The organism is Pseudomonas bijieensis (assembly GCF_013347965.1).
GTDB lineage: Bacteria > Pseudomonadota > Gammaproteobacteria > Pseudomonadales > Pseudomonadaceae > Aquipseudomonas > Aquipseudomonas bijieensis.
Window position 1 is genome coordinate 4,324,435 of the sequence record NZ_CP048810.1, and the last position, 25,590, is coordinate 4,350,024.

Genomic DNA, 25,590 nt, shown 5'->3' on the forward strand with positions numbered 1-25,590 from the left:
CCCTGATTATTTTTGTGCGCGGCAAGAAGAAGCGTCAGGCGCACACATGCATCAAGTTTCTAATGGCTGTACAAGATGTTGTAGAACGAGGCTTGCTCATCCTTGATCAAGGAAAGATCGTGCCCCGTGGGAATTTTTTCGAACAACGCTTTGCTGACCGCCATCCGACGCAGGATGATCACCTCCAGCAATTGGCCGAACAACGCTTCATCACGGACGTGCTTTTTCAATTTTAGAATTTCGCGAGGCTTGTCTTTCAGGATGTGAAAGGCGTAATTCATCACAACCATATTGGAGACGAACAGGTTTGCCGTTGACTGAAGCGGATTGACCGCATCGATCAACGCATCAAATATTTTTTTGGGGGCCTGAGCATACGCAAGCAGAAAGGCGTCAGGGTACATAAGCTCGCTGTGGCGATCATTGATCGCGAAGCGGTAATGGGTATCGTCGGGCTCGGTGAGTAATCTGACTGTGCTTGTTTGAAACGTTTTCAACGTGCTGAGCAGTTCATGCTCTTTCCTGCTGTCGGCCTTGATCGCTTTGTAAACCAGATCAATCACATCCAGAAAAGCCACAGTCCCCAGCCCATCGGTCGCCATCATCAACTGATTGCCCTCGATGCTGAACCGACGATACGCCTCGTCATCAATGCTCAATTCGAAAAGGAGGAACCTGAGCATGTAGTTCCGAAGGCGCGCATCCGCATCCAGGGCGCTGTTCTTCAAACTGATCAGCTGGATCAGGTAGAAGAAAATGAAGTATTCCTTGTTGGTTCGTTGACGGTTGTCGATTTCAAGCAGGTAGCCAAAGCGCGACAGGACCAGGAGGAGGGCGTAGCAGTCTGGCTCTGTGAAACCGTTCTTCAACATGGCTTTTTCAAAGGCACTGACGGAAAACAAATCATGCCAACGGCTAACGCTGAAGGGGGAGCCATTGTGTTTTTTCGCGACGACGGTCAGCAGCGAAGGCTCGTCTTCTTCGTAAAAAACAGCACCCAACGCCTTCGGATACGGCCGGGCGTTCAGGAAATTTTCAAGCTTGTATGAGAGAAGATCGAATATGTCCATCTGGCTTTATCCGCAGGTCTTCCATTTTCCGTTCGGGCCTTTCTTCTCGACACGAAATGACGTAATGGTTTTATTGAATTTATCCAATAATCGGAAACCGATGCCTCTGGCCTTGGGCTCATTCGTCTTGGACAGCACGCCATCTTTCAGGCCCGTCTCTTTATAGTCAACGGTAGAGATGTCCTTGTGGTTATTGAGCATGCTGACCCCTTCGTTATTGACGGTGGCCACTACCCGATACTTTTCATTGCCTGGGTTGAATCCAGGGTTACTGTCCTGGTTGACCCAGACCGCTTTCTCTCCTCGGATATTCGGAACCAAGCCGCCTTTGCCTCCGTTGGCGGCCTTGGACGAGACGGTTTCGCTCTCGCCCATGTACCGGATAATCTCATTCTCTTTAAGCCCCAGCGGGTCGATCCAGGTAAATGGATTCGGTGCGTAGCGATAAAGATTCAGGCTTGCGGCCAGGCCCAAGGGGTCGGGCGTGGTAAAGCGGCCTATGTCGGGATCATAGAAGCGGAAGGTGTTGTAGTGCAGGCCTGTTTCCCGGTCCAGGTATTGCCCCTGAAAACGCAGGTTCTGTTCTTCGATGTAGTACGGCTCACGGACTTCAGCAGTGGTATTGCCCCATACCTGGTAGTGAGCGTGCCATAGCGGATGGCCGTCACTTTCCGTCAAGGCCTGTGGCTGACCATTGGGGTCGTTGTGGTAATAGCGGATGCGTTGATGTTCACCGATGCCGTCGACCCGGGCCAAGGGCTCGTGACTGTCGCCAATGTAGAGGTACAGGCTGGTCAGGCTATTTTTTTGTTCCTTGAGTAATTGCAGGCCATCCCAGTCGAAACGCGTGCGGGCGATGAGACGCCCTTTGTCGTCATGTTCGGTTTTCTCGATTCTTCGGCCCAACGGGTCGTAGCGCATCCTGACGACGTTTTCACCGTCGGATTTCTGGGTTCGAACTTCAACCAGCCGGTGATCCGAGTCGTAACTGAAGCGCTGCAGGCCATGTCGCCCACTGCGCTTTTCAATCATTCGGCCAAAACCATCGTAGCGATAGTGCTTATCCTGATAGCGCTTGAGTTGGTTGTGCGTAACCTGCCCACCTGTACCAGGTGAACTGTCGAGGAGATTGGCGGCGGCATCGAAGGAAAATGTTTCATTCTGGCCTTGTCGAGTGCCCTGGCTTGCCAGGATGCGGCCGGTCACATCGTAGTGCAGCAATTGGCGTTGTTGACCTTTTGGCTGCCGTTCAAGGCGCGCCACAAGGTGGTCGCCAGGATCAAACTCAAAATGGGTTTGATCTGCGGCAGGCAACAACGACGGCTGGCTGGTATGCCGGCGTTGGCGGCTGCGTAAGCGCCCGCTACGGTCATATTCACTCCGTGTGCTGATTTGGCCTTGGGTGCGCAGCACCTCTCGATGCAGCCGGTCGCGTTCGAAGTCGCTGATGACGTGGCCGTCGAGGTTGATTTGGTGCAGATGACCACTGCCGTAGTACAGGCGGTTGACCCAACGGCCGTCGGGTAGGTGGGTCTGGATCAGGTTGCCGAGTTCGTCGTAGTGATGCTTCAGAACGCCCGCTGAACTCTGCTCCTCAATCAGATAACCCAGCGTGTCATAAGCAAAGCCCAGTCGTTGTTCGTTGCCGTCGTTATCGATGACGGTGGCTTCGATTAACTGATTCAACGGGCTATAGCTATACCGGGACTGTCCATCAGGTGTGATTCGGGTGGTCAGCCGGCCAATGGCATCACGTTCGAGATGATGAACAATGGTCCTTTCACTGGGCTGATGATCACCTCGCGGCGCTGCGATGGTTTCGACTCGTTTTACGTTGTTGAGGACGTCGTACGTGTAGTCTTTGGCGCTGCCATCAAGGTTGCGCTGTTCGGTCAACCTATCCCCAGCATCCCAGGCAAACCGGTAGCTCTCGCCATTCTCATTGGTCAGCGCTTGCAGCCGGCCGAAGCTGTCGTAGGCGAACTGCACCTGCCGGCCCTGGGCATCGGTGCGCTGGCGGACCTGGCCGCGGCGGTTGTGTTGGTAGAGCGTGGTGTGCCCGGCCGGGTCGGTGTAGCCAGTGAGTTGGCCGGCGGTGTCGCGCTGGTAGTGCTCGGTACGGCCGTCCGGCAGTTGGCTGCTGAGCAAGCGACCCTGGGCGTCGTAGCTGAACTGGGTGCGTTCGCCGAGGGCGTCGGTGATGGTTTGCAGATAACCGCGCGCGTCGTAGCTGAAGCGGGTCGGGTAACCCGAGCAATCGACGTGTTCCACTAATTGGCCGAACGGGTTCCAGCGCAGCTTCTTGCTCTTGCCAGTGGCGTCGATGATTTCCACGACCTGACCGTGGGTGTCGTAGCGGTAGCGGGTGACATGCCCCAGCGGATCGGTTTCGGCGATGCAGTTGCCGCGCTGATCGTAGCGGTACTTCCAGCTATTGCCGGCGGCGTCGGTGTCCACCAGCGGCAGGGCCCAGTGTTCGAGCCAGAGGGTGGATTCGCTGCGGCCCAACGGGTCGGTTTCGCTGATGAGGTTGCCGGCTTCGTCGTAGCTGAATTGGAACTGGCCGCCCTGTGGATCGGTGGCGCTGAGCAACTGGCGCTCATCGTTCCATTCGAACAACCAGGTCTGGCCGAGGTTGTCGCTGAATTGGGTGATCTGGTGCTGGCTGTTCCAGTGCCGGATGCTGACCCGTTGCAGGCTGTCGCTGATGCGGGTGATGCCGGCCTTGAGGTCATAGTCGAACTGGTAGGCGTCGCCTTCGTCAGTCCAGTGCCGCACCACGCGCCATTCCTGGTCTTCGATCAGCGCCCATTCGTAGAAGCAGCGCAGGCCGGTGGGCAACTGATGCTCGACCATCCGCTGCCCGGCGTCATAACCGAAGCGTCGTTGCACCTGGCCGGTGGCGTCGCGTACTTCGGTAAGGCTGTTCGCCGCGTCGTAGGCGTAGCTGACCAGTACTTCCCGGGATTGGTCGGGGTAAAGGCGTTCGATCTGGGTGACGCGCTCGCCTTCGCGGACCAGCTCGACGTGCACCAGGTCGAAGGTGTCGCGCAGCCGCACCAGGTGGCCGGCGTCGTCGTAGTCGAGGTGGATGCGGTTGTCGTTGCGGTCACCCAGTTGGCTCAGGCGCAGGTGCGAAGGGTTGGCTGGCGAGGGTTCGAACAAGCGGTACAGGCCGTCTTCGCTTTCGATCAGCAATTGCCCGTTCACATGGCGGCGCACGGCCAGGCCTTCGCCGGCGCTGAACACCGCGCCGCCCAACGGGATGGAGCCCATGTCGATAGGGCGGCCCTGTTCGTCGGTGTAGATCAGGGTTTCGCCGCCGTCGGGGTGGGGCAGGATGTCCACCTGGACTTCGTAGGCGACGCTCCAGCCGGCGCCGAACAGGCTGTCGCGGCGCTCGTCGCGGCTGTTGTAGACGCGCTGCCAGTCAATCGGCAGGATGCCGGGCAAGACGAAATCCAGGTCTTCGTCACCGCCCAGTACCTTGGCGCCCGTGGCGGCATGCACCGGGTTCGACGAACCCATGGCAGCGTTGGCGGCTGCGTTCGCCGCGCTGCTGGCGGCCATGGACACCGCGCCGCCCACCAGCATGCACGGCAGTTTGCTGAAGAACTTGCCCTTGCCACCCTTGAGCATCAGCAGCGCCGTGACCGCCAGGCCCACGCCCGGGGTCTTGCCGCTGCGGATCTCGCGCACCACCACCGAACCGCCGCCAATGGTCACGTTGGGCGAAATCAACCCGGAGGACACCACCGTCGCGTCGCAAGTGCTGCGGTCGCCGCTGCGCACGGCGGGCTGGCCGTTGATGGTGACTTTGTCTGAGCCTTCGGCCATGAACTGCGGTGGCATGGGTGGGTGCTTGGTGCAGATCACTAGATCTTCCGGCCGGGTCTCCGTACCGGGGGCGGGCGAGGCGACAGTGGGGCGCCACATCTGCGAAAAGAAATTCCCGGCCATGTCCAGGTAGCTAGGCTCTTCTTCCGGCTCGGGCATTTCCAGTTCGGTGCCGGCCGGCGCGACATGGGAAACAACCGCTCCAGCGGCGCGGGCCGAGGGGATGTTGTTGGTAAAGGTGTCCTTGGAGCCGGTGAGGATGTTGGCCTGCACCGTGGGCGGAAAGAGGGCGTTGCCGATGCCCTCGCATAAATTGCTCAGGCCTTTGTCGGCCCCGGTCTTGCTCATGGCCAGGCCGACGACGGTGCCCACCACCAGGCCCAGGACGAAGCAGCCCAGGCCGCCGGTGACGACGGTGATGCCCGTGGCCGCGACCACGGCGGCGGTCGCCAGGGCGGTGATCGCGATGTTGGCCGCCACCTCCAATACGCCGCCAAGAATGTCGGCCATCATCGAGGTGTGGTTCAGTGCATCGCCCAGGCGGGCGGCCCAGAGCGCGTCAGACATGCAGGGTGCTCAGGTGGTTGATGACCGTGTGTTCAAGCAATTTGATGCCTTCCATTGCGCCTGTTGTCCTTGTGGGTTACGGCATGCTCGTTAATGCCATTTTCAGGCGCTTGATCCGCTTCGGTTTGTCCCTGTGGGAGCGAGCCTGCTCGCGATGACGTCTGACCAGTCAACATCACTAGCGTCTGACCCACCGCTATCGCGAGCAGGCTCGCTCCCACATTTGATCGATGATGCCTTCCACTTCCTTGACGCCACCAAACCCCTGTGGGAGCGAGCCTGCTCGCGATGGGGCCCTTTCAGTCAACCTCATCAGTGCCTGACCCACCGCTATCGCGAGCAGGCTCGCTCGCACAGGGATGGGGTGTCAGGCCGGAGTGTCGAACACCAGCGACCCCTTGATCGTCGCCCAATGCGCCGCTTCGGCATCGCCCAGTTTCTCGGCTTTCACATAACTCAGGGCAAGCATCTTGCGAGTGCCGGGCAGTACCAGCGCGAGCTGATATTGGAAAACCTTTTCGTTGCCCTTGTTGAACTGGCTGCGCAATTCGATGGCTTCGACTTCCTGGTTGGCACCCACGCGTACGGTCGCGCCCGGTTGGCAGCGCAGTTGCTGGACCTGTTTTTCCAGGCGCTTGAGCTGGTCGTCGAGGTTGCTTTGCAGGGTTTCGCCCTCGGCCAGCAGGCTGCGGCTGACAATCAAGGAGGTGCCCAGCTCAGGGAACTTGAGAATGTTGATCGTCGCGTCCAGCAACTCGCTTGGCGGCAGCTGGAGCTGGAATTCATTGAGACGGTAAGTCATGGCGCATAAATCTCGAAGTTAGCCCTTGGGGAACGCGGCGCTGATGTTGGCATCGATGCTGCCCTTGACACCCTGGCCGTCCGGCGTGGCACCCGGGCCGCCACCGTTGTTCAGGTGCAGCACGCCACCGGTGTTGAACTCGGCATCGCCGCTGGCGTAGAAGCTGATCTGCACGCCGGTCAGGTTTATCTGGCCGCTGGCGTTGAGCTCCAGGATGCTTTCACCGCACACCAGGCGCAGGTTCTCGCCCACTTCGATGACGTAGCTCTGGCTGATGCTGTCGGTCTTGCGCTGGCCTACCGAGAGGATGTCCTCCTGCTTGACGATACGCAGGCGGTTGTTGCCGATGGTCACCGTCTCGTTGTGGCCGATGCTTTTGTTGCGGTCGTGGCCGACCGAATGGCTTTCATCTACCTCGACCACGATGTCCTGGTTACGCTCGGCGTGGATGTACAACTGCTCGGCGCCTTTCTTGTCTTCCATGCGGATTTCGTTGAAATTCGCTGGCGTGCCGCCCTTGCTCGAACGGCTTTTCATGCCGCTCTGGGTCGCGTTTTCCGGTAGGTCGTAGGGTACGGTCTGCTCGGCGTTGTAGACGCGACCGGTGACGATGGGCCGGTCGGGATCGCCTTCGAGGAAACTGACTATCACCTCCTGCCCAATGCGGGGGATCTGCATCGAGCCCCAATTCTTGCCGGCCCAAGCCTGCGACACACGAATCCAGCACGAGCTGTTTTCGTTGGACTGGTCGTGACGGTCCCAATAGAAATGCACCTTCACCCGACCAAACTGGTCGGTCCAGATTTCCTCGCCCTTGGGGCCGACCACCAACGCAGTCTGCGGGCCTTTGACGATAGGGCGGTGGGTGGTCGCCAACGGGCGATAGCTTTGCTGGGCATCGATGCAGGTCAGGCTGCTTTCGAACTGTGCGCTCGGCGCGCCGCCGTTGGTTTCGCCGCTTTCCTGGGAAATGTAGTAGCGGGCGCCGACGATCAGGTATTCGCGGTTCTGGTCCTGGCGGCTGAAGCCGGTAAGCGTGAACAGATGCCCCGAGCCCAGCCCCCGCGCGTTACCCGCCAACTCGACCTGTTCGTGGAGGGTCTGCAAGGCTTCGATGCGAGTGCGGGCGTAGTGTTCGCCGTCGGCGCTTTGCACGTAGGTGCCGGGGTAGTCGTACAGCGGATAGTCGCCGGCGGTGTGCGGGCGGGGCATGGCCGAGCGTACGTCGATGCGTGCGCTGGGGCGCTGGAAATCGTAGTCGTTGAGTTCCAGCGAACCGGGCTGGACTTCCTGGGCCAGGTGCCAGTCGTGGATATGGTCGCGCTCGCGCTGTTGCTCGTTCTTCGGGTAGTACGGCACCGAACCGTAGCCGGGGGCCGTGGTGTGGGCGCCATAAGCGTCGGCCAACACCAGCACATGGCGGCCCTGCTCATGGCGGAAGAAATAGTAGATGCCTTCCTGTTCCATCAAGCGGCTGACGAAATCGAAACTGGTCTCGCGATACTGCACGCAGTATTCCCACTCGCGGTAGGACTGGCTCAAGGCGTCTTCGAAATCGGAAAACCCAAGGTCGCGGAACACCTGCTTGATGATCTGCGGAATGGTCAGGTTCTGGAAAATCCGGCAATCGGAAGTGCGGGTCAGCAGCCACAACCACGGGCGCAGGGTGGCCTGGTAGCTGGCGAACTGGCCCTGGTCGACGTTCTGGCTGCAACGGGCGACGATGCCGTGGAAGTGCCGCTCGCCACCGCCGTCCAATTGCAAGCTCACGCACATGGGCTTGCCGAGCAACTGGTTGAGGTCGATGGCGTTGTCCAGCGAATGCAGCTGCAACTCGTAGTTGAACAGCCTGCCCAGCTCTTCACCGCCGCCCATGTCCTTGAGCAACAGCACCTCGGGTCCCAGGGGGCTGGTGATCTTGGCCAGGCGTGTGGCTTGGTTGAATAGCATCGGTTGTCCTTATCGCTGCCGCAGTCCATTTGACGCTGCGCAAGATTGCCGGCTTTTGACGTTGAAGATCAAGCGATCACGCCCTTTGACAGCGCGTGCACAGGCATGAAATCGCCAGAGTAGTGACGCTGATCGCATAATGTAGTTCGTTACTTGGGGCAGAGGAACCCGGTTCTTGATTGTTACCAGGCATTACTTGAATATCTGCTCCTTCGCGCGTCACCTCACGTCCATGGAAAGCGATTACTGTGACCTCTTACCGCATTCAAGAAGCCGATCTCGAAATTCCCGATGCCTGGCAGGACCAGAGCATCAATATTTTCAAGCTGCCGGCAGTCGGCCCTGCTAAAGAAGCCAGTTTCGTCATCAGCCGCGATGCCTCCCAGGGCGACGCGCCATTCGCGGAATACGTCGACCGCCAGCTCAAAAGCGCAGAGCAGCAACTGCCCGGCTTCAAGCTGGTTCAGCGCTGGGACACGGTGCTGCAGGGGCACACCACCACGTTGCTGGATTACACCTGGCAACGCGAGGGGCGTGAACTGATGCTGCGCCAGGTGTTCATCGAGCGTAAGCCATCGGTGCTGATCACCACCTTGACCACCACACCGACCGACTTCGCCTATCACGAGCCGGCCTGGAAGCTGGCGATGCATTCGTTCAAGCCACAGCCTCCGATTGTCTGAGCATCGACACGTCCCACTGAGCAGGCATACACATCAGTAAGGTAGATGCGCGCAATGGATGCACAGGCTGCGGCACGTCTGGGTGACGAAATAGCCCACGGGTTCGGGTTGGCCGCGATGGTCGCCGGTGCCGTGGCCGGTGCCTTGATTGGCGCCGCGGTCGTTGCCGCGACTGTCGCCACGGGCGGCGTGGCGCTGGCCATCATGGCCGGCTCGATTGCCGCTGGCGGCTTGTCGATGTTCCAGATCGTCAAAGGCCTCTCCACCATCTTCAACCTGCCCGAGCCCACCACGGGGGCGTTGATAATGGGCAGCTTCAACGTCTACATCAACGACCGCAATGCCATGCGGGCGGGCGAAGACATTTCGTCTTCCTGCACCGGGCTGCCGATGAACCATCCGATCTGGCCTTTCCCGGTACTGATCGCCGAAGGCAGCGCCACGGTCTTCATCAACGGCAAACCGGCGGCGCGCCTGCACAGCAAAATGGTCTGCGGTGCCCATATCAAGAGCGGCAGCCCCAATACGTTTATCGGCGGGCCGACGGTGTCGGTGGCGTTTGTCCTGGATCTCGAAGGGTGGATGCATACCGGGTTGGAAGTGTTGGGGTTGTTGGCCGCCGGTGCTGCGTTGGTCATGGCGGCCATGGCGGGTATCGCCGTCCTCGTCGAATTCGTGGTGATAGGCGGGCTGATCCTGGGGGGCATGGAGCTTCTCGGCGATTTGGGCGACCGTCTGGGGCCAGGCTATCGGGACCTGCTGCAAGGTGTCGCCGGCATGGCCATGCTGGGGTTGAGCCCGAAAATGGCGAAGGCAGCCAAGCCTGCCGAACTGCCGCCGCCCAAGTACAAGCCTGGCGTGACCGAGGCCGACATCCTGGCCATGCCGAAGGGGTCTCGACCCGATGCCGACACGTACCTGTCACCGCAGTATGTGAAAGAACACTTGGCCCAGTTCGAGAACGGTGCCTCACGCTTCACCACGAAGGCCAACCTGGACAAGTACGGCATCGCCCAGCGCGACGGCACGACGTTCCTGATGCCCAAGGCTGAAGCCGATCAATTGATTGCCAATGCCAAGGGCGACAAGAGGGCATTGGAGAAGGCGCTTGGGCTTCCAGAAAATACCCTGGAAAGTAGTACCCTTGTGCGGGTCGATATTCCCGCGCCTAAAGACATGAACCTGCGGATTCCTTCAGGTAACGAGGCCGGTGCCAACGAGTTCTGGATTCCTGGCGGCAAGCTGCCGACCGGCGCCAGCGAGGCGGTCATCGATGCCGGAGGCATTTTGCCCAAAGACTTCAGTTGGACGCCATTATGACGGTAGAGGTAGGCAAGTCATGAAATTTCAAGATGTTCTGGTCAGTCGCGAACACATGTTCTCCGTGGGCATCGAGCAGGACTCGGGTCGGTTCTACGTGTCCATACCGGTCAGCAACGGCATGGCCGACTACGAGGAATATTATGAAATCAACCAGGCGACCTTTGAGCTGTTCAGGCGTGACCCGGATGCCGCGCTGCCGTTTGTGGCGCGTTGCAAAAAGCGCGAGCTGGACGAGCTGTTGATTGTCCAACCTGGAACGAACCGCGGCACCGCCATCTGATCGTCGAAGGGCAGGGGAGGCCGGCGATGCGCTTGCTCAAATCCCGCCCATCGAACGTCTGAGTCATCAATACGTCTCTCTGTGCAGTCATACAAAATCGGCAAGGTAGATGCACGCAATGGATGCACAGGCAGCAGCACGTCTGGGGGATGAAATAGCCCACGGGTTCGGGTTGGCCGCGATGATCGCCGGTGCCGTGGCCGGTGCCTTGATCGGTGCCGCGGTCGTTGCCGCGACCGTCGCCACGGGCGGCGTGGCCCTGGCCATCATGGCCGGCTCGATTGCCGCGGGCGGCTTGTCGATGTTCCAGATCGTCAAAGGCCTCTCCACCATCTTCAACCTGCCTGAGCCCACCACGGGGGCGTTGATAATGGGCAGCTTCAACGTCTACATCAACGACCGCAATGCCATGCGGGCGGGCGAAGACATTTCGTCTTCCTGCACCGGGCTGCCGATGAACCATCCGATCTGGCCCTTTCCAGTGCTGATCGCCGAAGGCAGCGCCACGGTCTTCATTAATGGCAAACCCGCCGCACGTTTGCACAGCAAAATGGTTTGCGGCGCGCACATCAAGACCGGCAGTCCCAATACGTTCATCGGTGGGCCGACGGTGTCGGTGGCGTTTGTTCTGGATCTCGAAGGCTGGATGCACACCGGGCTGGAGGCGTTGGGGTTGTTGGCGGCGGGCGGAGCCTTGTTGCTTGCGGCTTTTGCCGGAGCCGCCGCTTTCTTCGGCGCCCTGGCCGTCGGTGGTGCGCTGTATGTCGGCATGGAACTGCTGGGGGATTTGGGCGATCGTCTCGGCCCCGGATATCGGGACTTGTTTCAGGGGGTGGCAGGGATGGCCCTGCTCGGTGCCGGGCCGAAGCTGGCACGCAGGCCCATGACTGCGGCCGAGCGGACGATCTTGGCTCGTCAGCGACAGGAACAGATGCTCAAGGACAATCGAGGGTTCAACATTAGCCCGACGGCGTGGGACGCCTATCCGACGATTGGCCGGGCCGGTACTTTTGTTTCTGATAAGAAAGGCATCACCGATGTTATTGGAAATTTCTCGGGGCGTTCCAAGGTGACCATCAGTGGTAAAAAAGCGGCGGAACTGGAACGCGCCTTTGGTTTGGAAAAAGATGCGCTTAAAGGCGGCTTCAAGATCAGGCAGGTCGATGATCTCGTGGGGCGGATGCCGAGAAGCCCGATGGAAGGAAACCAGTATTTCCTGGGGCCAGGTAAACACTTGCCGGGTGGCGCCCCGGAGATGGTCGTCGAGTCGATTCCGACAAAGGATGCGAACGGCATTAAAACTTTAACCGAGGTATTTGTCAGTGATTAATGATGTGCTGAAAGCGTACGTGGAAAAAGCGGACGGCGACGTGATTCGTGTTCAAGTCATCGATAACGCGTTGGATTCGCCCCTACGCGCTATCGGGTTTTCGACTGCGGCGCAGAAAGACATCTACGTTTTGCAGGTCGCGGACAACAGGCAGAAGGCTAAGGTATTCGACGCACTCCGTTCACTGGGCGTGGCCTTTTCGGCGGGCAAGGAGTGGTGTCCCTCCGAAGTTTTTGAATATCTTCGTGACGAGCAATTGCTGAGCGGTAAATATTTGCGAGTCGCGTGGACGCAGCCCGGTCAATACCGGCTTACGAATGAGTGAAATTTCAATATACCCTGGTCCACCGCGAACATAGGTTCTGCGTGGGTGGTAACGATGAACCCGTGGCGAGGGAGCTTGCTCCCGCTGGGCTGCGTAGCAGCCCTTTTTGGTGAGCGCTTCGCACTCAAGCGGGAGCAAGCTCCCTCGCCACGGTTGTTCCGGCCGTGAACCTCAGCCCTTGGCTTTTGCCGGAAAAAAAGCTTTCACCGCCGCATCGATCATTCCCTTGATGCCTTTGCCCTTGGGGTCTACGGCGCTTGCGCCTCCGGAGTTGAGGTCCAAACGCCCGCCGGTGTCGATGTTGCCATTGCCGCTGGCGTAGATGTTGAACGCCGTGCCCGAGATGTTGATCTCGCCACTGGCATTGAACTCCAGCACGCTTTTGCCGCACACCAGTCGAATCTGCGAGCCCGCTTCCACGAGGTATTGGGTACTGATGCTGTCGCTCTTGGCTCCGCCGACGAGCAATGCATCGTTGCGCTGTACCGCTCGCAGTCGGTCCTCGCCAATCCGTACGGTTTCGTTGTGGCCGATGCTTTTGTTGCGGTCGTGGCCGACCGAATGGCTCTCGTCCACCTCGACCACGATGTCCTGGTTACGCTCGGCGTGGATGTACAACTGCTCGGCGCCTTTCTTGTCTTCCATGCGGATTTCGTTGAAATTCGCCGGCGTGCCGCCCTTGCTCGAACGGCTTTTGGTGCCGCTTTGAGTGGCATTGGCGGGCAATGCATAGGGGACGGTTTGTTCGGCGTTATACACACGACCGGTGACGATGGGCCGGTCGGGATCGCCTTCGAGGAAACTGACTATCACCTCCTGCCCAATGCGGGGGATCTGCACCGAGCCCCAATTCTTGCCGGCCCACGCCTGCGACACACGAATCCAGCACGAGCTGTTTTCGTTGGACTGGTCGTGACGGTCCCAATAGAAATGCACCTTCACCCGACCAAACTGGTCGGTCCAGATTTCCTCGCCCTTGGGGCCGACCACCAACGCAGTCTGCGGGCCTTTGACGATGGGACGATGGGTGGTCGCCAACGGGCGATAGCTTTGCTGGGCGTCGATGCAGGTCAGGCTGCTTTCGAACTGGGCCGACGGCGCGCCGCCGCTGGTTTCGCCGCTTTCCTGGGAAATGTAATAGCGGGCCCCGACGATCAGGTATTCGCGGTTCTGGTCCTGGCGGCTGAAGCCGGTAAGAGTGAACAGATGCCCCGAACCCAGGCCCCGGGCGTTACCCGCCAGCTCGACCTGTTCGTGCAGGGTCTGCAAGGCTTCGATGCGGGTGCGGGCGTAGTGTTCGCCGTCGGTACTTTGCACGTAGGCGCCAGGGTAGTCATACAACGGATAATCGCCAGCGGTATGTGGACGCGGCATGGCCGAGCGCACATCGATGCGCGCGCTGGGGCGCTGGAAATCGTAGTCGTTGAGTTCCAGCGAACCGGGCTGGACTTCCTGGGCCAGGTGCCAGTCGTGGATATGGTCGCGTTCGCGCTGTTGCTCATTCTTGGGGTAGTAGGGCACCGAGCCGTAGCCAGGGGCCTTGGTGTGGGCGCCATAGGCGTCGGCCAGCACCAGCACATGCCGGCCCTGTTCATGGCGGAAGAAGTAGTAGATGCCTTCCTGCTCCATCAGGCGGCTGACGAAATCGAAGCTGGTCTCGCGATACTGCACGCAGTATTCCCACTCGCGATAAGGCCGGCTCAAGGCGTCTTCGAAATCGGAAAAGCCCAGGTCGCGGAACACCTGCTTGATGATCTGCGGGATGGTCAGGTTCTGGAAAATCCGGCAATCGGAAGTGCGGGTCAGCAGCCACAGCCATGGGCGCAGGGTGGCCTGGTAGCTGGCGAACTGGCCCTGGTCGACGTTCTGGCTGCAACGAGCCACGATGCCATGGAAATAGCGCTCGCCACCGCCGTCCAGTTGCAGGCTCACGCACATGGGCTTGCCGAGCAACTGGTTGAGGTCGATGGCGTTGTCCAGCGAATGCAGCTGCAATTCGTAGTTGAACAGCCTTCCTAATTCTTCACCGCCGCCCATGTCCTTGAGCAACAGCACCTCGGGTCCGAGGGGGCTGGTGATCTTGGCCAGGCGTGTGGCTTGGTTGAATAACATCGAGTGTCTCGTGCAGGTTGTAATTGCTGAAGCAACGCAATCCCAACTGTGGGAGCGAGCCTGCTCGCGATGGCGGTGTGTCAGTCAACATTGATGTTGAATGTAACTCCGCTATCGCGAGCAGGCTCGCTCCCACAGGGATATCTGCCACAGAAGTGACTGTGTTCCTGTCAGGTCAGGCCGCGTCGCTGAAATCGTACTGCAATTCGTTATCCACGGCGCTGATCCGCACGCCCGCCAGGGCCTTGCCTTCGAGCATGCGGGTCAGGAACTCGCGGCTCATGTCCGGCAGCAGGCTGTTGGTCAGGATGGTGTCGATCATGCGCCCGCCGCTTTCGGTTTCGGTGCAGCGCGAGACGATCAGGTCGATCACCGCGTCGTCGTAGTCGAAGGCCACCTTGTGGGTGCTCTCCACACGCTTCTTGATGCGGTTGAGTTGCAGGCGGGTGATGGCCTTGAGCATCTCGTCGCTGAGCGGGTAGTACGGAATCGTCACCAGGCGACCGAGCAGGGCCGGCGGGAAAATCTCCAGCAACGGCTGGCGCAGGGCCTTGGCGATGTCCTCCGGCTCGGGCACGTTTTGCGGGTCTTTGCAGACGTCGGCAATCAACTCGGTGCCGGCGTTAGTGGTCAGCAGGATCAAGGTGTTCTTGAAGTCGATCACTCGGCCTTCGCCGTCCTCCATCACGCCTTTGTCGAACACCTGGAAGAAGATTTCATGCACGTCCGGGTGGGCTTTTTCCACCTCGTCCAGCAGCACCACGCTGTACGGTTTGCGCCGTACGGCTTCGGTCAGCACGCCGCCTTCGCCGTAGCCGATGTAGCCCGGTGGCGCGCCCTTGAGGGTGGACACGGTGTGGGCTTCCTGGAACTCGCTCATGTTGATGGTGATGACGTTCTGCTCGCCGCCGTACATGGCTTCGGCCAGGGCCAGGGCGGTTTCGGTCTTGCCCACGCCGGAGGTGCCGGCGAGCATGAACACACCAATTGGCTTGCTCGGGTTGTCGAGGCCGGCGCGGGAGGTCTGGATGCGCTTGGCGATCATCTGCAAGGCGTGGTCCTGGCCGATGATGCGTTTCTTCAGGTGCTGGTCGAGGTTGAGCACGGTCTCCAGCTCGTTGCGAGCCATGCGGCCCACCGGGATACCGGTCCAGTCGGCGACCACCGAGGCCACGGCCTGGTAGTCCACGGTCGGCAGGATCAGCGGGGTTTCACCTTGCAGAGCGGTCAGGCGCTGCTGCAGGTCCACCAGTTTCTCGCGCAGTTCGTGGCTGGTCTCGCTGCCATCCTCGCTGTCCACCACGCCGACGCGCTCGCGCAGGGTGGCGCGGGTGGCGAGCAGTTCGTCGACCAGGGTTTTCTCTTCGGCCCAGCGGCTTTCCAGCTCGGCCAGGCGTTCGCGCTCGCTGCTCAGCAGGTTTTCAGTCTGGGTCTGGCGGCTGCCGATGACCACGCCAATCGCGTGTTCACGGGCGATGATTTGCAGCTCGGTTTCCAGCGCTTCGATGCGCCGACGGCTGTCGTCCACTTCGGCCGGCACGGCGTGCAGGCTGATGGCGACGCGGGCGCAGGCGGTGTCCAGCAGGCTCACGGATTTGTCCGGCAACTGCCGTGCGGGAATGTAGCGGTGGGACAGCTTGACCGAGGCTTCCAGGGCTTCGTCGAGGATCTGCACCTGGTGGTGTTTTTCCATGGTCGAGGCCACGCCACGCATCATCAGCAGGGCCTTGTCTTCCGACGGCTCGGCCACTTGCACCACTTGGAAACGCCGGGTCAGGGCCGGGTCTTTTTCGATGTGCTTCTTGTACTCGGCCCAGGTCGTGGCAGCCACGGTGCGCAAGGTGCCGCGGGCCAGTGCCGGCTTGAGCAGGTTGGCCGCGTCGCCCGTACCGGCGGCACCACCGGCACCCACCAGGGTGTGGGCTTCGTCGATGAACAGGATGATCGGCTTGGGCGAGGCCTGGACGTCTTCGATGACCTGGCGCAGGCGCTGTTCGAATTCGCCCTTCATGCTTGCGCCGGCCTGCAACAGGCCAACGTCGAGGCTGCGCAGTTCCACGTCTTTGAGGGCCGGCGGCACGTCGCCAGCGACGATGCGCAGGGCAAAGCCTTCGACCACGGCAGTCTTGCCCACGCCGGCTTCACCGGTGAGGATCGGGTTGTTCTGCCGGCGGCGCATGAGGATGTCCACCAGTTGGCGGATCTCTTCGTCACGCCCGACGATCGGGTCGAGCTTGCCGCTGCGGGCCTGTTCGGTGAGGTCGACGGTGAAGCGCTTGAGGGCTTCCTGCTTGCCCATGGCGCTAGGGGCCATGGCGCCGCTGGCTTCGCCCGGCACGGCACCGGCATTGAAGCCGTCGCTGGCGGTCAGGGCATTTTCCGGCGAGTCGCCGACGTATTCGTCAAAACGTTCGCTCAGGGCTTCGACCTTGACCTTGTCGAACTCCGACGACAGGCCCAGCAGCGCATGGCGCAGGCTTGGCGTCTTGAGAATGCCCAGCACCAGGTAACCGGTGCGCACCTGGCTTTCGCCGAACATCAGGCTGCCGTAGACCCAGCCGCGTTCCACGGCTTCTTCCACGTGAGAGGACAGGTCGGTGATCGACGTCGAGCCCCGTGGCAAACGGTCCAGCGCTTCGGTCAGGTCACGGGCCAGGCGCGCCGGCTCGATGTTGAACTGGCGGATGATGCGATGCAGGTCCGAGTCCTGCAGTTGCAGCAACTGATGAAACCAGTGGGCCAGTTCCACATACGGGTTACCGCGCAACTTGCAGAACACGGTGGCGGCTTCGATGGCTTTGTAAGCCACGCTGTTGAGTTTGCCGAACAACGCGGCGCGACTGATTTCACCCATGCTCATGGCTCCTTGAGGTCTGTGAGGTGTTGGCCTGTTCGGCGTAATGCCGGGCCAGTATTAAATCGTTGGCATCTGTTTCGGGACGTCCCAGCCAGGTGTTGAAACCCAGGCGGAAATGACCGTTGAGTTGTAGCGCCGGGACTTCAGGCTGTTCCAGGACCAGGTTCAGGTCCCAGTCCAGTTCGTGGCCCAGGTATTCGGCGACCCAGGCCACCAGCTCGTTGAACGGCTGGCTGCCGGGAAGCATGCCCATGTAGTCGACGAGCTTGAGTGGCCCCAGGCGAATGCGGAATTTGTGCTGGCGATCCCACACGTAGCGGCCCAGGCAGAAGTCCACGCCCAATTGATGAGCGCTGACACCGACGCGGCTGCGTTCCGGCAGTTCCAGCCATTGGCCGACGTACTCTTCGATCTCCACCGGCAGGCCGAAGTACTCGCTGAGAATTGCCTTCAAACCGTCCGGGTAACGGGTTTGTGCCGCCAGGTGGCCGCTGTAGTGCAGCTTCGCCGTGTCGGGGATCAGCCCTTGGTTGAGCAGGCTCGGCATGCCCCGGCCGCTGAGGGCGGCCAGGCGCGCCGACCAATAGTCATCGTCCGGGCGGTCATGGCTGACCGTTGGCCGCGCTTCGGCCCAGGCCCGGTAGAACAGGCTGAGCAGGCGATGGTGAAACACATCGAGGAAGCGTTTGCTGGTGCTGTCGGCGTTGTTGCGCTGGCGCTCGCGCACGTACTCGGTGATGTGCAGCGGCATCGGGCCGTTGGGGCCGCCAAGGCCGAAGAAGAATTGCTCCAGGCGCGCCGGTACACCGTCGCCGCCCGGTTGCACCGAGGCGAGGGTGGCCGGGGCGAAGGTGCAATCGGCCTGTTGTCCGAGGCGCAACGGGTCATCGGCCAGGCGCAGGGAATGGCCCAGGCGCGGCAGCTCGGGGGATTCGCACTCGATGCGCCGCAACGCCTGGAAGAAGTCGTATTCCCAGGGCTCCTGGTGCATCGCTTCCAGGGTACTCACAGGGTCGGACGACGTCCGGGCTTGGCTTTCCATCGCATGATCTCGCCGCGTTCGGTGGTACGGATCACCGTCTCGGTAAAACTGTTGATCGACACGTAGCGTGCCAGGAAGCGCTCGAACACGGCGCCGAGCAGGAACACCCCGGTGCCGCGAAACGCGTTTTCATCGAATTCCAGGGTGATCTCCAGGCCCCGACCGAACACGATCGGGCCGGGCATTGGCAAGCGCCGGGTGCAGGCCTTGCTGCTGACTTCGCGCAGGCCTTCGATCTGCAATTGCAGCGCCGCGTCGTTGCTGTCGCCGTACAGGCGCAGCAATTCGCGCAGGGCGGCGGCGCCTTGGCCTTGTTCGCTCAACGACAAGTAGTTCAGCGACAACTGGCTGATCAATCGCCAGGCTTTGGCATCGTGGGCATGGCTGGCCCGTGGGCGACTCGGCCCGGCCACGCAACGCACCGCACCAACCGGGGCGCTGTCGGCCAGGGTGAAGTCGGTCTTGCCGCTGCCCACGCTCATGAACAGCGGCAGGTCGCGGTTGGTGCACAGCGCGGTCACGCCCAGTTGGCGCAGGTCGTGGCGATAGGGCGCTTGCTGGCTGTCCACCAGGCTGACGAAGGTTTCGCTGCCGATGTAGGTCGAGCGTGGGCCGTTGCGCCGTTGGTCGCTGGACAGCACGCGCGGCTCGCGCCGTACGGTGTAGTAGGCCTGGTCGCGGCCGTAGCGGGACGGATCGCGCACGGCGTAGAACGGCAGGAACGGCTGCTCCGGCCCAGTGCCGTGGCCGGTGAGGCCGCTCAGTGAGTGCACCTCGAAATCCATCGGCCGGGTGCGGTCGGCGATCACATGGTGTTCGTTGACCCGCTCCGACAAGTGAATGCGATCCAGGCGCTTGGGAAACAGGTTGATGGCCGGGGTGCAGAACGGCAGGAACTGCGAAGCACCGACGCTGCCTTCCAGGCTTGGATCGTGACGGTCGAACAGCACGATCAACTCCAGTTCCTGGCCGTCGCAACGCTTGACCGCGCGGCTCAACTGGGTGAAGTCGACAAACAGGAAGCGGTGGGGCAGGGCGAAGTATTCCTGCAACAGGCGATAGCCCTGGAAGGCCCGCGGCACCACCGGCAGCGCGGCGTCGGCATCGTCGAAGCCACGTGAGCGCAGCGCGTCTTGCGGCAGGCGTTCGACCCAATTGCCGCCGGGCTTGCGGGCGAACACTGCGCAGGCGTTGCCCAGCAGTTGCTCGTAGAGGCGGAAGGGTTGCTCGTCGGCGCCGCTCAAGTACAGCGGCAGGTTGTCCAGGGCCAGGCTGTTGAACGGCAGCTCGGCGCCGGTGCGCAAGGTGATGCGCAGGCCGGCCTTGGCTTTTGGTTCGCTGGCGGCCAGGCGCCCGAGCACGGCGGACGGGTTGCCAAAATATTCGGCCTGGCTGACCTGCAACGGCCACAACGTCACCGCGTGGGCGGTGCGGTACTCGCAGCAGGTCTGGGTTTCGCGACCCAGGGCCGCACGCAGGACGGTATCGCGCGGCAGCGGGAAACCACTGCTCAGCGAGCCTTCGTCCGGGTCGGCCTGCATCTGCACCACGGTCATCGACGGTGTTGGCGCCAGGTAATGCGGGTAGGCGATTTCCAGCAGGTTGTGGGTGAAGGTCGGGTACTCGGCATCGAGCTTGAGCTGCACCCGCGCCGTCAGGTAGGCAAAGCCTTCCAGCAGGCGCTCGACATACGGGTCGGCGCAGTCCATGCCGGACAACGTCAGCCGACTGGCGATCTTGGGGTATTCCTTGGCGAACTCCGCCGCGCTTTCGCGCACGTGGTGCAGTTCCTGGTTGTACAGCTCCAGCAGGCGCGGGTTCATGAGCGTCTCCGCTGGTCGGCATTGACCACGCGCACGTGGCCGGTTTCCAGGTCCAGGTCGGTTTGCAGCATCAGGCGCAGCGGCACGGGCTGGGCCCAGAGATCGCCTTCGATCTCGAAACTCAGGGCGTTGTGGTTCATCTCGGCGGTTGCCCTGGCACGCACGCGTAGGGTGTGGCGCAGGATCCGCGGTTCGAACGTGGCGATAGCCTGGTGGATCAGCGTTTCCAGGGCCGAGACGTCGACGTTCGACGCACTGTTGCCGGCCAGGGCCGGCAGGCCGAAATTCACCACCGAGGTGCCCGCCGGGGTATGCAGCGTGGCATCGGCGCTGAGCAATGAGGTGGTGTTGAGCAGCCAGGCCAGGTCACGCAGCACCGAGGCTTTCAATTGGGTCAGGGAGAGCACGCGCTTGTCGGCGCTTTCCTTCGGGTTGGTCGGATCGTCGTCGGTCAGCCGGTCCAGCAGGGACGGTTGCAGGCGATCACGGGTGGCGATTTCGGTTACCAAGTGAATAGGCCCGTGTAATTCTTCTGGTCACCTGTGCCGCGCATGCAGCTGGCATTGCGGGCGATTACCGAGGGTTCGAGTTGCCCATTGATCTGGCGTATGGCGCGGTACTCGGAGCGGCATTCCTGATTGTTTTGAGGGCCGCCTGCCACATGGACAACGATGACAATGGGCACGTTGCCGAAGGTTTCGACGTGGGGTTTGCCTTGTCGATCGACCGTGAATTGGCAGGGCCAGGCCAAGTCGAGTGGCATCAGGGTCTGGTCGGGCTTGCGCAGCGCGCAGCGCGCCTGGTCATTCTCCAGCACCAGGGTTTGCCCGCCCATCGAGACGACATGTTCCACCGCTGCGGTGGACGCTGCTGACGGAGATTGCTGCTGGGCACAGGCGGTCAGGCTGGTTAGCAGGCAGCCGACCCATATCGCGCAGTGAGCCTTGGTCATAGGAGCTCCCAGAACCAGATCGCTCGGGATCGATAGGCCGGATCGTCATACCCGAGGGTCAGGCCACGGTTCCAGAGATCGATATGATCGCCGGTGCGACTTTCCGAGGACTCTCCCATTTGCGGGAAACAATCCTTGAAGAAAATCAGGCCGGTCTTGTCTTGCAGCTTGCGTCGGTCCGCGGCAGTTCCGCCGAGGATCAACGGGCGTCCCAGGTGATGTTTCCACAGCCAGTTCGCCAGCGATTCGGCGCCCCTGGCGTGTTCATGGGCACACTTGGGTTCGGTGTAGGTGGACTTGTTGACCTTGATGGTCAGCTCGGTATTGAGCGTGATGCTCATGCGAATCGCACATTGGTTTGCCCAGGGTCCGTCGCAAGGTTTTGCATCAGGATGGGCCACCAGCAGATCGGAATACGCTTTCCACAAATTGACAAACGAAGGCTTGGCCATGACTCAGATACCGGGTGGAAAAGAATTGGATTCGAGCAAGCACCAAACACCCCCGGCGCGTGGCGCCGGGGGCGCGTTCGATCAAACCTTGACGTTCTGACGGATGTTCCAGCCGAACTTGACCGGACCGCCTTCCTTGGTGCCATCGGCTTTCTGTGGCTGGTAGTCCACCAGCACCTTGGCGAAGTTCAGGGTGACGTTTTCGGTCAGGCGATCATCGCCACCCGAGCCGCCGGTGCTCAGGGAAGTGACCAGCACTTCTTCCAGGTTGATGATCATGTACTCGACCTGGCTTTCACCGCCGGCCTTGCGTACGGTCAGCTTGACCTTGTCGATGTGCTTGCCGCTGGCGCAGTGCATCATCAGGTTCGGCGACGCCTTGTCGACGTACTTGGTCAGGGACAGGTCCTGGACGTTGACCTTGCCCGCACCACCGCCGCTGCCCACGTGCATGTTGCCGGACTGGGACATGCCCCAGCTCCAGTTCAGGACATCGATCTCGTCCTTGTGGGCCTTGTCCATGGACTCGCCCTTGATGTCGCCGATCTTGATGAAAATATCAACAGCCATGTTTTCTCCCTGTGTGGTTTCTAACCACATTGTTTGGTTGACGCTGACCTTGCGAAATCTGTTTCTCCGAGCGGAGTCAGGGTGATCTCCAAACTGCTGAAGATCCCCTGTGGGAGCGAGCCTGCTCGCGATGGCGGCGTGTCAGGCAACGCATGTAGCGACTGATCCAACGCTATCGCGAGCAGGCTCGCTCCCACATTTCTTACTGCGTACCGTTCAACTGGTTGTTACGCGCCCTTGGCCGACGGCAGTTTCGATACCAGGCGCAGCGACACGGTCAGCCCTTCGAGCTGGTAGTGCGGGCGCAGGTAGAACTTGGAGTTGTAGTACCCCGGGTTGCCTTCGACTTCTTCCACGATCACTTCAGCGGCAGCCAATGGATGCTGGGCCTTGGTGGTCTCGGTGGAGTGCGCCGGGTCACCGTCGACGTAGTTGAGGATCCAGTCCTGCAACCAGCGCTGCATCTCGTCCTTCTCTTTGAAGGAACCGATCTTGTCGCGCACGATGCACTTCAAGTAGTGAGCGAACCGGCAGGTGGCGAACAGGTACGGCAGGCGCGCGGCCAGGTTGGCGTTGGCGGTGGCGTCCGGGTCGTCGTATTCGGCCGGTTTCTGCAACGACTGGGCGCCGATAAAGGCAGCGAAGTCGGTGTTTTTCTTGTGCAGCAGCGGCATGAAACCATTCTTCGCCAGTTCCGCTTCGCGGCGGTCCGAGATGGCGATTTCGGTCGGGCACTTCATGTCCACGCCACCGTCATCGGTCGGGAACGTGTGGGCCGGCAGGTTTTCCACTTCGCCGCCAGACTCAACGCCACGGATGCGCGAGCACCAGCCGAAGTGTTTGAACGAACGGTTGATGTTCACCGCCATCGCGTACGCGGCGTTGGCCCAGGTGTACTTGGAGCTGTCGGCGCCGTCGGTGTTTTCTTCGAAGGCGAAGGCTTCCACCGGATCGGTCTTGGCACCGTACGGCAGGCGCGCCAGGAAGCGCGGCATGGTCAGGCCGATGTAGCGCGAGTCTTCCGATTCACGCAGCGAGCGCCAGCCGGCGTATTCCGGGGTGGTGAAGATCTTGGTCAGGTCGCGCGGGTTCGACAGCTCCTGCCACGAGCCCATGCCCATCACGGTCGGCGATGCCGCCGCAATGAACGGGGAGTGCATGGCCGCGCAGACTTTCGAAAGCTCGCCCAGCAGTTCCACGTCCGGTGGCGACTGGTCGAAGTAGTAGTCACCCACCAGGCAGCCGTAAGGCTCGCCGCCGAACTGGCCGTATTCTTCTTCGTACATCTTCTTGAAGATCGGGCTCTGGTCCCACGCGGTGCCCTTGAATTTCTTCAGAGTCTTGTGCAGGTCGGTCTTGGAGATGTTGAGCACGCGGATCTTGAGCTGCTCATCGGTCTCGGTGTTGTTGACCAGGTAGTGCAGGCCACGCCAGGCGCTTTCCAGCTGCTGGAAGTCGGGGTGGTGGATGACCTGGTTGACCTGGGCGGTGAGCTTGGCGTCGATGGCGGCGATGATCGATTCGATCGACTTGATGGCGTCGTTGGACACCAGGTCGGTCTGCGCCAGGGCCTGCTCGGCCAGGGTGCGCACGGCCGTCTCGACGGCTTCGCGGGCGCGCTCGGTCTTGGGCTTGAACTCTTGCAGCAGCAGCGAGGCGAACTCGCTGGTTTCTTCGGTGGCGCCCAGGTTTTGCGCGCCTTCGCGGGCTGTATTGTCAGTCATGATCATTGGTCCTGTGCTGGCTTCGGCGCGCTCGCCAGGGCCTGCAACAGCGCTGGGTCCTTGATCGCCTTCATGATGATTTCTTCGGCGCCGGTCTTGCCGTCCATGTAGGTCAGCAGGTTGGCCAACTGGGTGCGCGCTTCGAGCAATTTGTTCAGCGAGTCGACCTTGCGGGCTACGGCCGCCGGACTGAAGTCGTCCATGCTTTCGAACGTCAGGTCCAGGCTCAGGTTGCCTTCGCCGGTCAGTTCGTTAGGCACATGGAACGCCACGCGCGGCTGCATGGCCTTGAGGCGCGAGTCGAAGTTGTCGACGTCGATCTCGAGGAACTTGCGGTCGGCCACCGGTGCCAGAGGCTCGGCGGGCTTGCCGGCGAGGTCGGCCATCACGCCCATGACGAAGGGCAACTGGACCTTTTTCTCGGCGCCGTAGAGCTCGACGTCGTACTCGATCTGCACTCGAGGCGCGCGGTTGCGCGCGATGAATTTCTGAGAACTTTGCTTCGCCACGTTGCTGCTCCTGGTCGCTTGAGCGACGGTGTTGGCGTCATCGGGGGTACCGGTGACGTGACTGCGTGATCCGCTCGCTTTTTATTCGCTGTCTGGGCCGCGCAGGTTTTCAAATTGGCTCATGCCGTCGGGAATCAGGTTGCGCACGATGGCCGCGAAGTCGGCGTGCACCAGATTCTTGGCCCGGTTCAACAGCACCGGCAGCGGGCTGGAGGGCTCATGACGGGTGTAGTAAGCGAGAATCCGGTCCAGGCTGCGCAGCACGTCATCGCGGTTGTTGATTTCGCCGCTGACGGTGCTGGTGCTGTTATTGGTGTTGCGCGGTGCGCTTGGCGCGCTGGCATATTCTGTTGTTGCGGTGCCGCTGTCGCTGACAGGCTCGGACAGGGCGCTGTCGCCGCTCTGTGGGGCGAACTGGCCGAGAATCTGCAGGGCCATCTTCAGCGGTTGCTTCAACGGGCCAAGGTCCACGCCTTGGGCGGAACCGACCTGGTCGCTGACCTGCTGCTCGATGGCTTCGGCGGCGCTGCGGGCTTCCAGCAGGGCGGCACGGGTGATTTCCAATTGCTCGGGGTCGCTGTCGAGCAGGGCCCCGGCGAGCTGTTCGGCGCCGAGGTTTTCATCCGGGAAACTTTGCAGGCCGCTGGCGTTGGCGGCGGCGCGCAGGCTGACGGCACCGAAGGTCCGCGAACGGGCCAGGAGGCTTTCACGTAGCAGGCGAATGGTGACATCGGACGTCAGGCCGGCGAGGGCATTGATGCGCACGGTGGGGTCGTTGTCGTCATCGGCGTCCAGGCGCGGATGCAGCTCGGCCCAGTATTGCTTGAGTAATTCGCTGATCAACGTCAGCGAGCGGGCGAGCCCCGGAATGCCTTCCAAGGCCAGGGAGCTTTGCAGCAGGAAATGGGTGATGCGCAGGTCTTTGCTGCGTTGCAGCAAGTCCAGGCTCTGCTGCTGGATGCTGCGCCACTCAGGAGGTTCGGCAGGCAGGATCGAATCGCCCATGCTGCGCTCGGGTTGGCCCCGGGAGTCGCGTTCCAGGCGCAGGAAATCCGCGTCATATTCCAGATCTTCACCGCACGGCGAAGTCGCGGAAACGGCGGCGAGCAACAAAGGCACATCCACTTGGATCGATCTCCCTATCACCCGCTTGAAGAAGTCGGGCAGTTCACACGCAAGTTTCGGATGAAACTTCACATGTTCCTTGACGATAATGGCCCTTTAGATCCGCAGTGATCTTAAAGTGCCATCATCTATATTCAAGAAGTTGTGCATTTTTGGTGTAGTACTTATCGCTTGTCAAGGTAAGCTATTTCACCAGTGTAGCCCCTCTGTAACAGTTGTGATGCGCTTAACAGCCTGCCCGACCCAGTGGTCGAAGC

Annotated in this window: 20 protein-coding genes; 5 read left to right on the forward strand and 15 right to left on the reverse strand. The window is 61.1% G+C overall.

Features of this window, described 5'->3' with window-relative positions; genetic code table 11:
* Positions 1 to 59: 59 nt before the first annotated feature.
* The 4 genes from GN234_RS18860 to GN234_RS18875 form a co-directional block, all read right to left on the reverse strand.
* Positions 60 to 1,070, reverse strand: a complete 1,011-nt coding sequence (locus GN234_RS18860) for a hypothetical protein (RefSeq protein ID WP_176688913.1) — start codon at positions 1,068 to 1,070, stop codon at positions 60 to 62.
* 6 nt (positions 1,071 to 1,076) lie between these two features.
* Positions 1,077 to 5,474, reverse strand: coding sequence for an RHS repeat-associated core domain-containing protein (locus tag GN234_RS18865; RefSeq protein WP_233459475.1), 4,398 nt, complete (start codon positions 5,472 to 5,474; stop codon positions 1,077 to 1,079).
* A gap of 367 nt (positions 5,475 to 5,841) precedes the next feature.
* Positions 5,842 to 6,276, reverse strand: coding sequence for a DcrB-related protein (locus GN234_RS18870; RefSeq protein ID WP_109752757.1), 435 nt, complete (start codon positions 6,274 to 6,276; stop codon positions 5,842 to 5,844).
* Positions 6,277 to 6,294: 18 nt separating this feature from the next.
* Positions 6,295 to 8,226 (reverse strand): type VI secretion system Vgr family protein, encoded by a 1,932-nt coding sequence (locus GN234_RS18875; protein ID WP_176688914.1) that lies wholly within the window; start codon positions 8,224 to 8,226, stop codon positions 6,295 to 6,297.
* Positions 8,227 to 8,474: 248 nt separating this feature from the next.
* On the opposite strand from GN234_RS18875, the gene GN234_RS18880 reads away from it, so the two are divergent.
* From GN234_RS18880 to GN234_RS18900, 5 genes are all read left to right on the forward strand, one after another.
* Positions 8,475 to 8,909: a DUF1795 domain-containing protein gene (locus tag GN234_RS18880; RefSeq protein ID WP_109752755.1), complete on the forward strand. Its 435-nt coding sequence runs from the start codon at positions 8,475 to 8,477 to the stop codon at positions 8,907 to 8,909.
* Between the two features lie 54 nt (positions 8,910 to 8,963).
* Positions 8,964 to 10,229 (forward strand): PAAR domain-containing protein, encoded by a 1,266-nt coding sequence (locus tag GN234_RS18885; RefSeq protein WP_109752754.1) that lies wholly within the window; start codon positions 8,964 to 8,966, stop codon positions 10,227 to 10,229.
* A gap of 19 nt (positions 10,230 to 10,248) precedes the next feature.
* Positions 10,249 to 10,512, forward strand: a complete 264-nt coding sequence (locus tag GN234_RS18890) for a hypothetical protein (RefSeq protein ID WP_109752753.1) — start codon at positions 10,249 to 10,251, stop codon at positions 10,510 to 10,512.
* A gap of 118 nt (positions 10,513 to 10,630) precedes the next feature.
* Entirely contained in the window at positions 10,631 to 11,842 is a 1,212-nt protein-coding gene (locus GN234_RS30195; RefSeq protein ID WP_176688915.1) for a PAAR domain-containing protein, read from the forward strand.
* Positions 11,835 to 12,167, forward strand: coding sequence for a hypothetical protein (locus GN234_RS18900; RefSeq protein ID WP_109752751.1), 333 nt, complete (start codon positions 11,835 to 11,837; stop codon positions 12,165 to 12,167). Before GN234_RS30195 ends, GN234_RS18900 begins: the two co-directional genes overlap by 8 nt.
* A gap of 171 nt (positions 12,168 to 12,338) precedes the next feature.
* Here GN234_RS18900 and GN234_RS18905 read toward each other — a convergent pair whose 3' ends face one another.
* From GN234_RS18905 to tssA, 11 genes are all read right to left on the reverse strand, one after another.
* Positions 12,339 to 14,279 (reverse strand): type VI secretion system Vgr family protein, encoded by a 1,941-nt coding sequence (locus GN234_RS18905; protein WP_176688916.1) that lies wholly within the window; start codon positions 14,277 to 14,279, stop codon positions 12,339 to 12,341.
* 175 nt (positions 14,280 to 14,454) lie between these two features.
* Positions 14,455 to 17,133 (reverse strand): type VI secretion system ATPase TssH, encoded by a 2,679-nt coding sequence (gene tssH, locus GN234_RS18910; RefSeq protein WP_109752748.1) that lies wholly within the window; start codon positions 17,131 to 17,133, stop codon positions 14,455 to 14,457.
* Complete coding sequence (gene tssG / locus GN234_RS18915; RefSeq protein ID WP_109752747.1) at positions 17,126 to 18,178, reverse strand: type VI secretion system baseplate subunit TssG; 1,053 nt, start codon at positions 18,176 to 18,178, stop codon at positions 17,126 to 17,128. Before tssG ends, tssH begins: the two co-directional genes overlap by 8 nt.
* Positions 18,142 to 20,001 carry a type VI secretion system baseplate subunit TssF gene (gene tssF, locus GN234_RS18920; protein WP_109752746.1) on the reverse strand — a complete coding sequence of 620 codons (1,860 nt, stop codon included), beginning with the start codon at positions 19,999 to 20,001 and terminating at the stop codon, positions 18,142 to 18,144. The genes tssG and tssF overlap by 37 nt, the downstream gene beginning before the upstream one ends.
* Positions 19,998 to 20,510, reverse strand: coding sequence for a type VI secretion system baseplate subunit TssE (gene tssE, locus GN234_RS18925; RefSeq protein ID WP_003206934.1), 513 nt, complete (start codon positions 20,508 to 20,510; stop codon positions 19,998 to 20,000). The genes tssF and tssE overlap by 4 nt, the downstream gene beginning before the upstream one ends.
* Positions 20,504 to 20,953 (reverse strand): hypothetical protein, encoded by a 450-nt coding sequence (locus GN234_RS18930; protein WP_116833756.1) that lies wholly within the window; start codon positions 20,951 to 20,953, stop codon positions 20,504 to 20,506. The genes tssE and GN234_RS18930 overlap by 7 nt, the downstream gene beginning before the upstream one ends.
* Entirely contained in the window at positions 20,950 to 21,405 is a 456-nt protein-coding gene (locus tag GN234_RS18935) for a T6SS effector amidase Tae4 family protein (RefSeq protein ID WP_109752744.1), read from the reverse strand. Before GN234_RS18935 ends, GN234_RS18930 begins: the two co-directional genes overlap by 4 nt.
* Before the next feature lie 81 nt (positions 21,406 to 21,486).
* Entirely contained in the window at positions 21,487 to 21,975 is a 489-nt protein-coding gene (locus GN234_RS18940; protein WP_003206927.1) for an Hcp family type VI secretion system effector, read from the reverse strand.
* 227 nt (positions 21,976 to 22,202) lie between these two features.
* Positions 22,203 to 23,699, reverse strand: coding sequence for a type VI secretion system contractile sheath large subunit (tssC, locus tag GN234_RS18945; protein WP_163856145.1), 1,497 nt, complete (start codon positions 23,697 to 23,699; stop codon positions 22,203 to 22,205).
* Positions 23,700 to 23,701: 2 nt separating this feature from the next.
* Positions 23,702 to 24,208 carry a type VI secretion system contractile sheath small subunit gene (tssB, locus tag GN234_RS18950; RefSeq protein ID WP_003177230.1) on the reverse strand — a complete coding sequence of 169 codons (507 nt, stop codon included), beginning with the start codon at positions 24,206 to 24,208 and terminating at the stop codon, positions 23,702 to 23,704.
* 81 nt (positions 24,209 to 24,289) lie between these two features.
* Positions 24,290 to 25,333: a type VI secretion system protein TssA gene (tssA, locus tag GN234_RS18955; RefSeq protein WP_176688917.1), complete on the reverse strand. Its 1,044-nt coding sequence runs from the start codon at positions 25,331 to 25,333 to the stop codon at positions 24,290 to 24,292.
* Positions 25,334 to 25,590 lie beyond the last annotated feature (257 nt).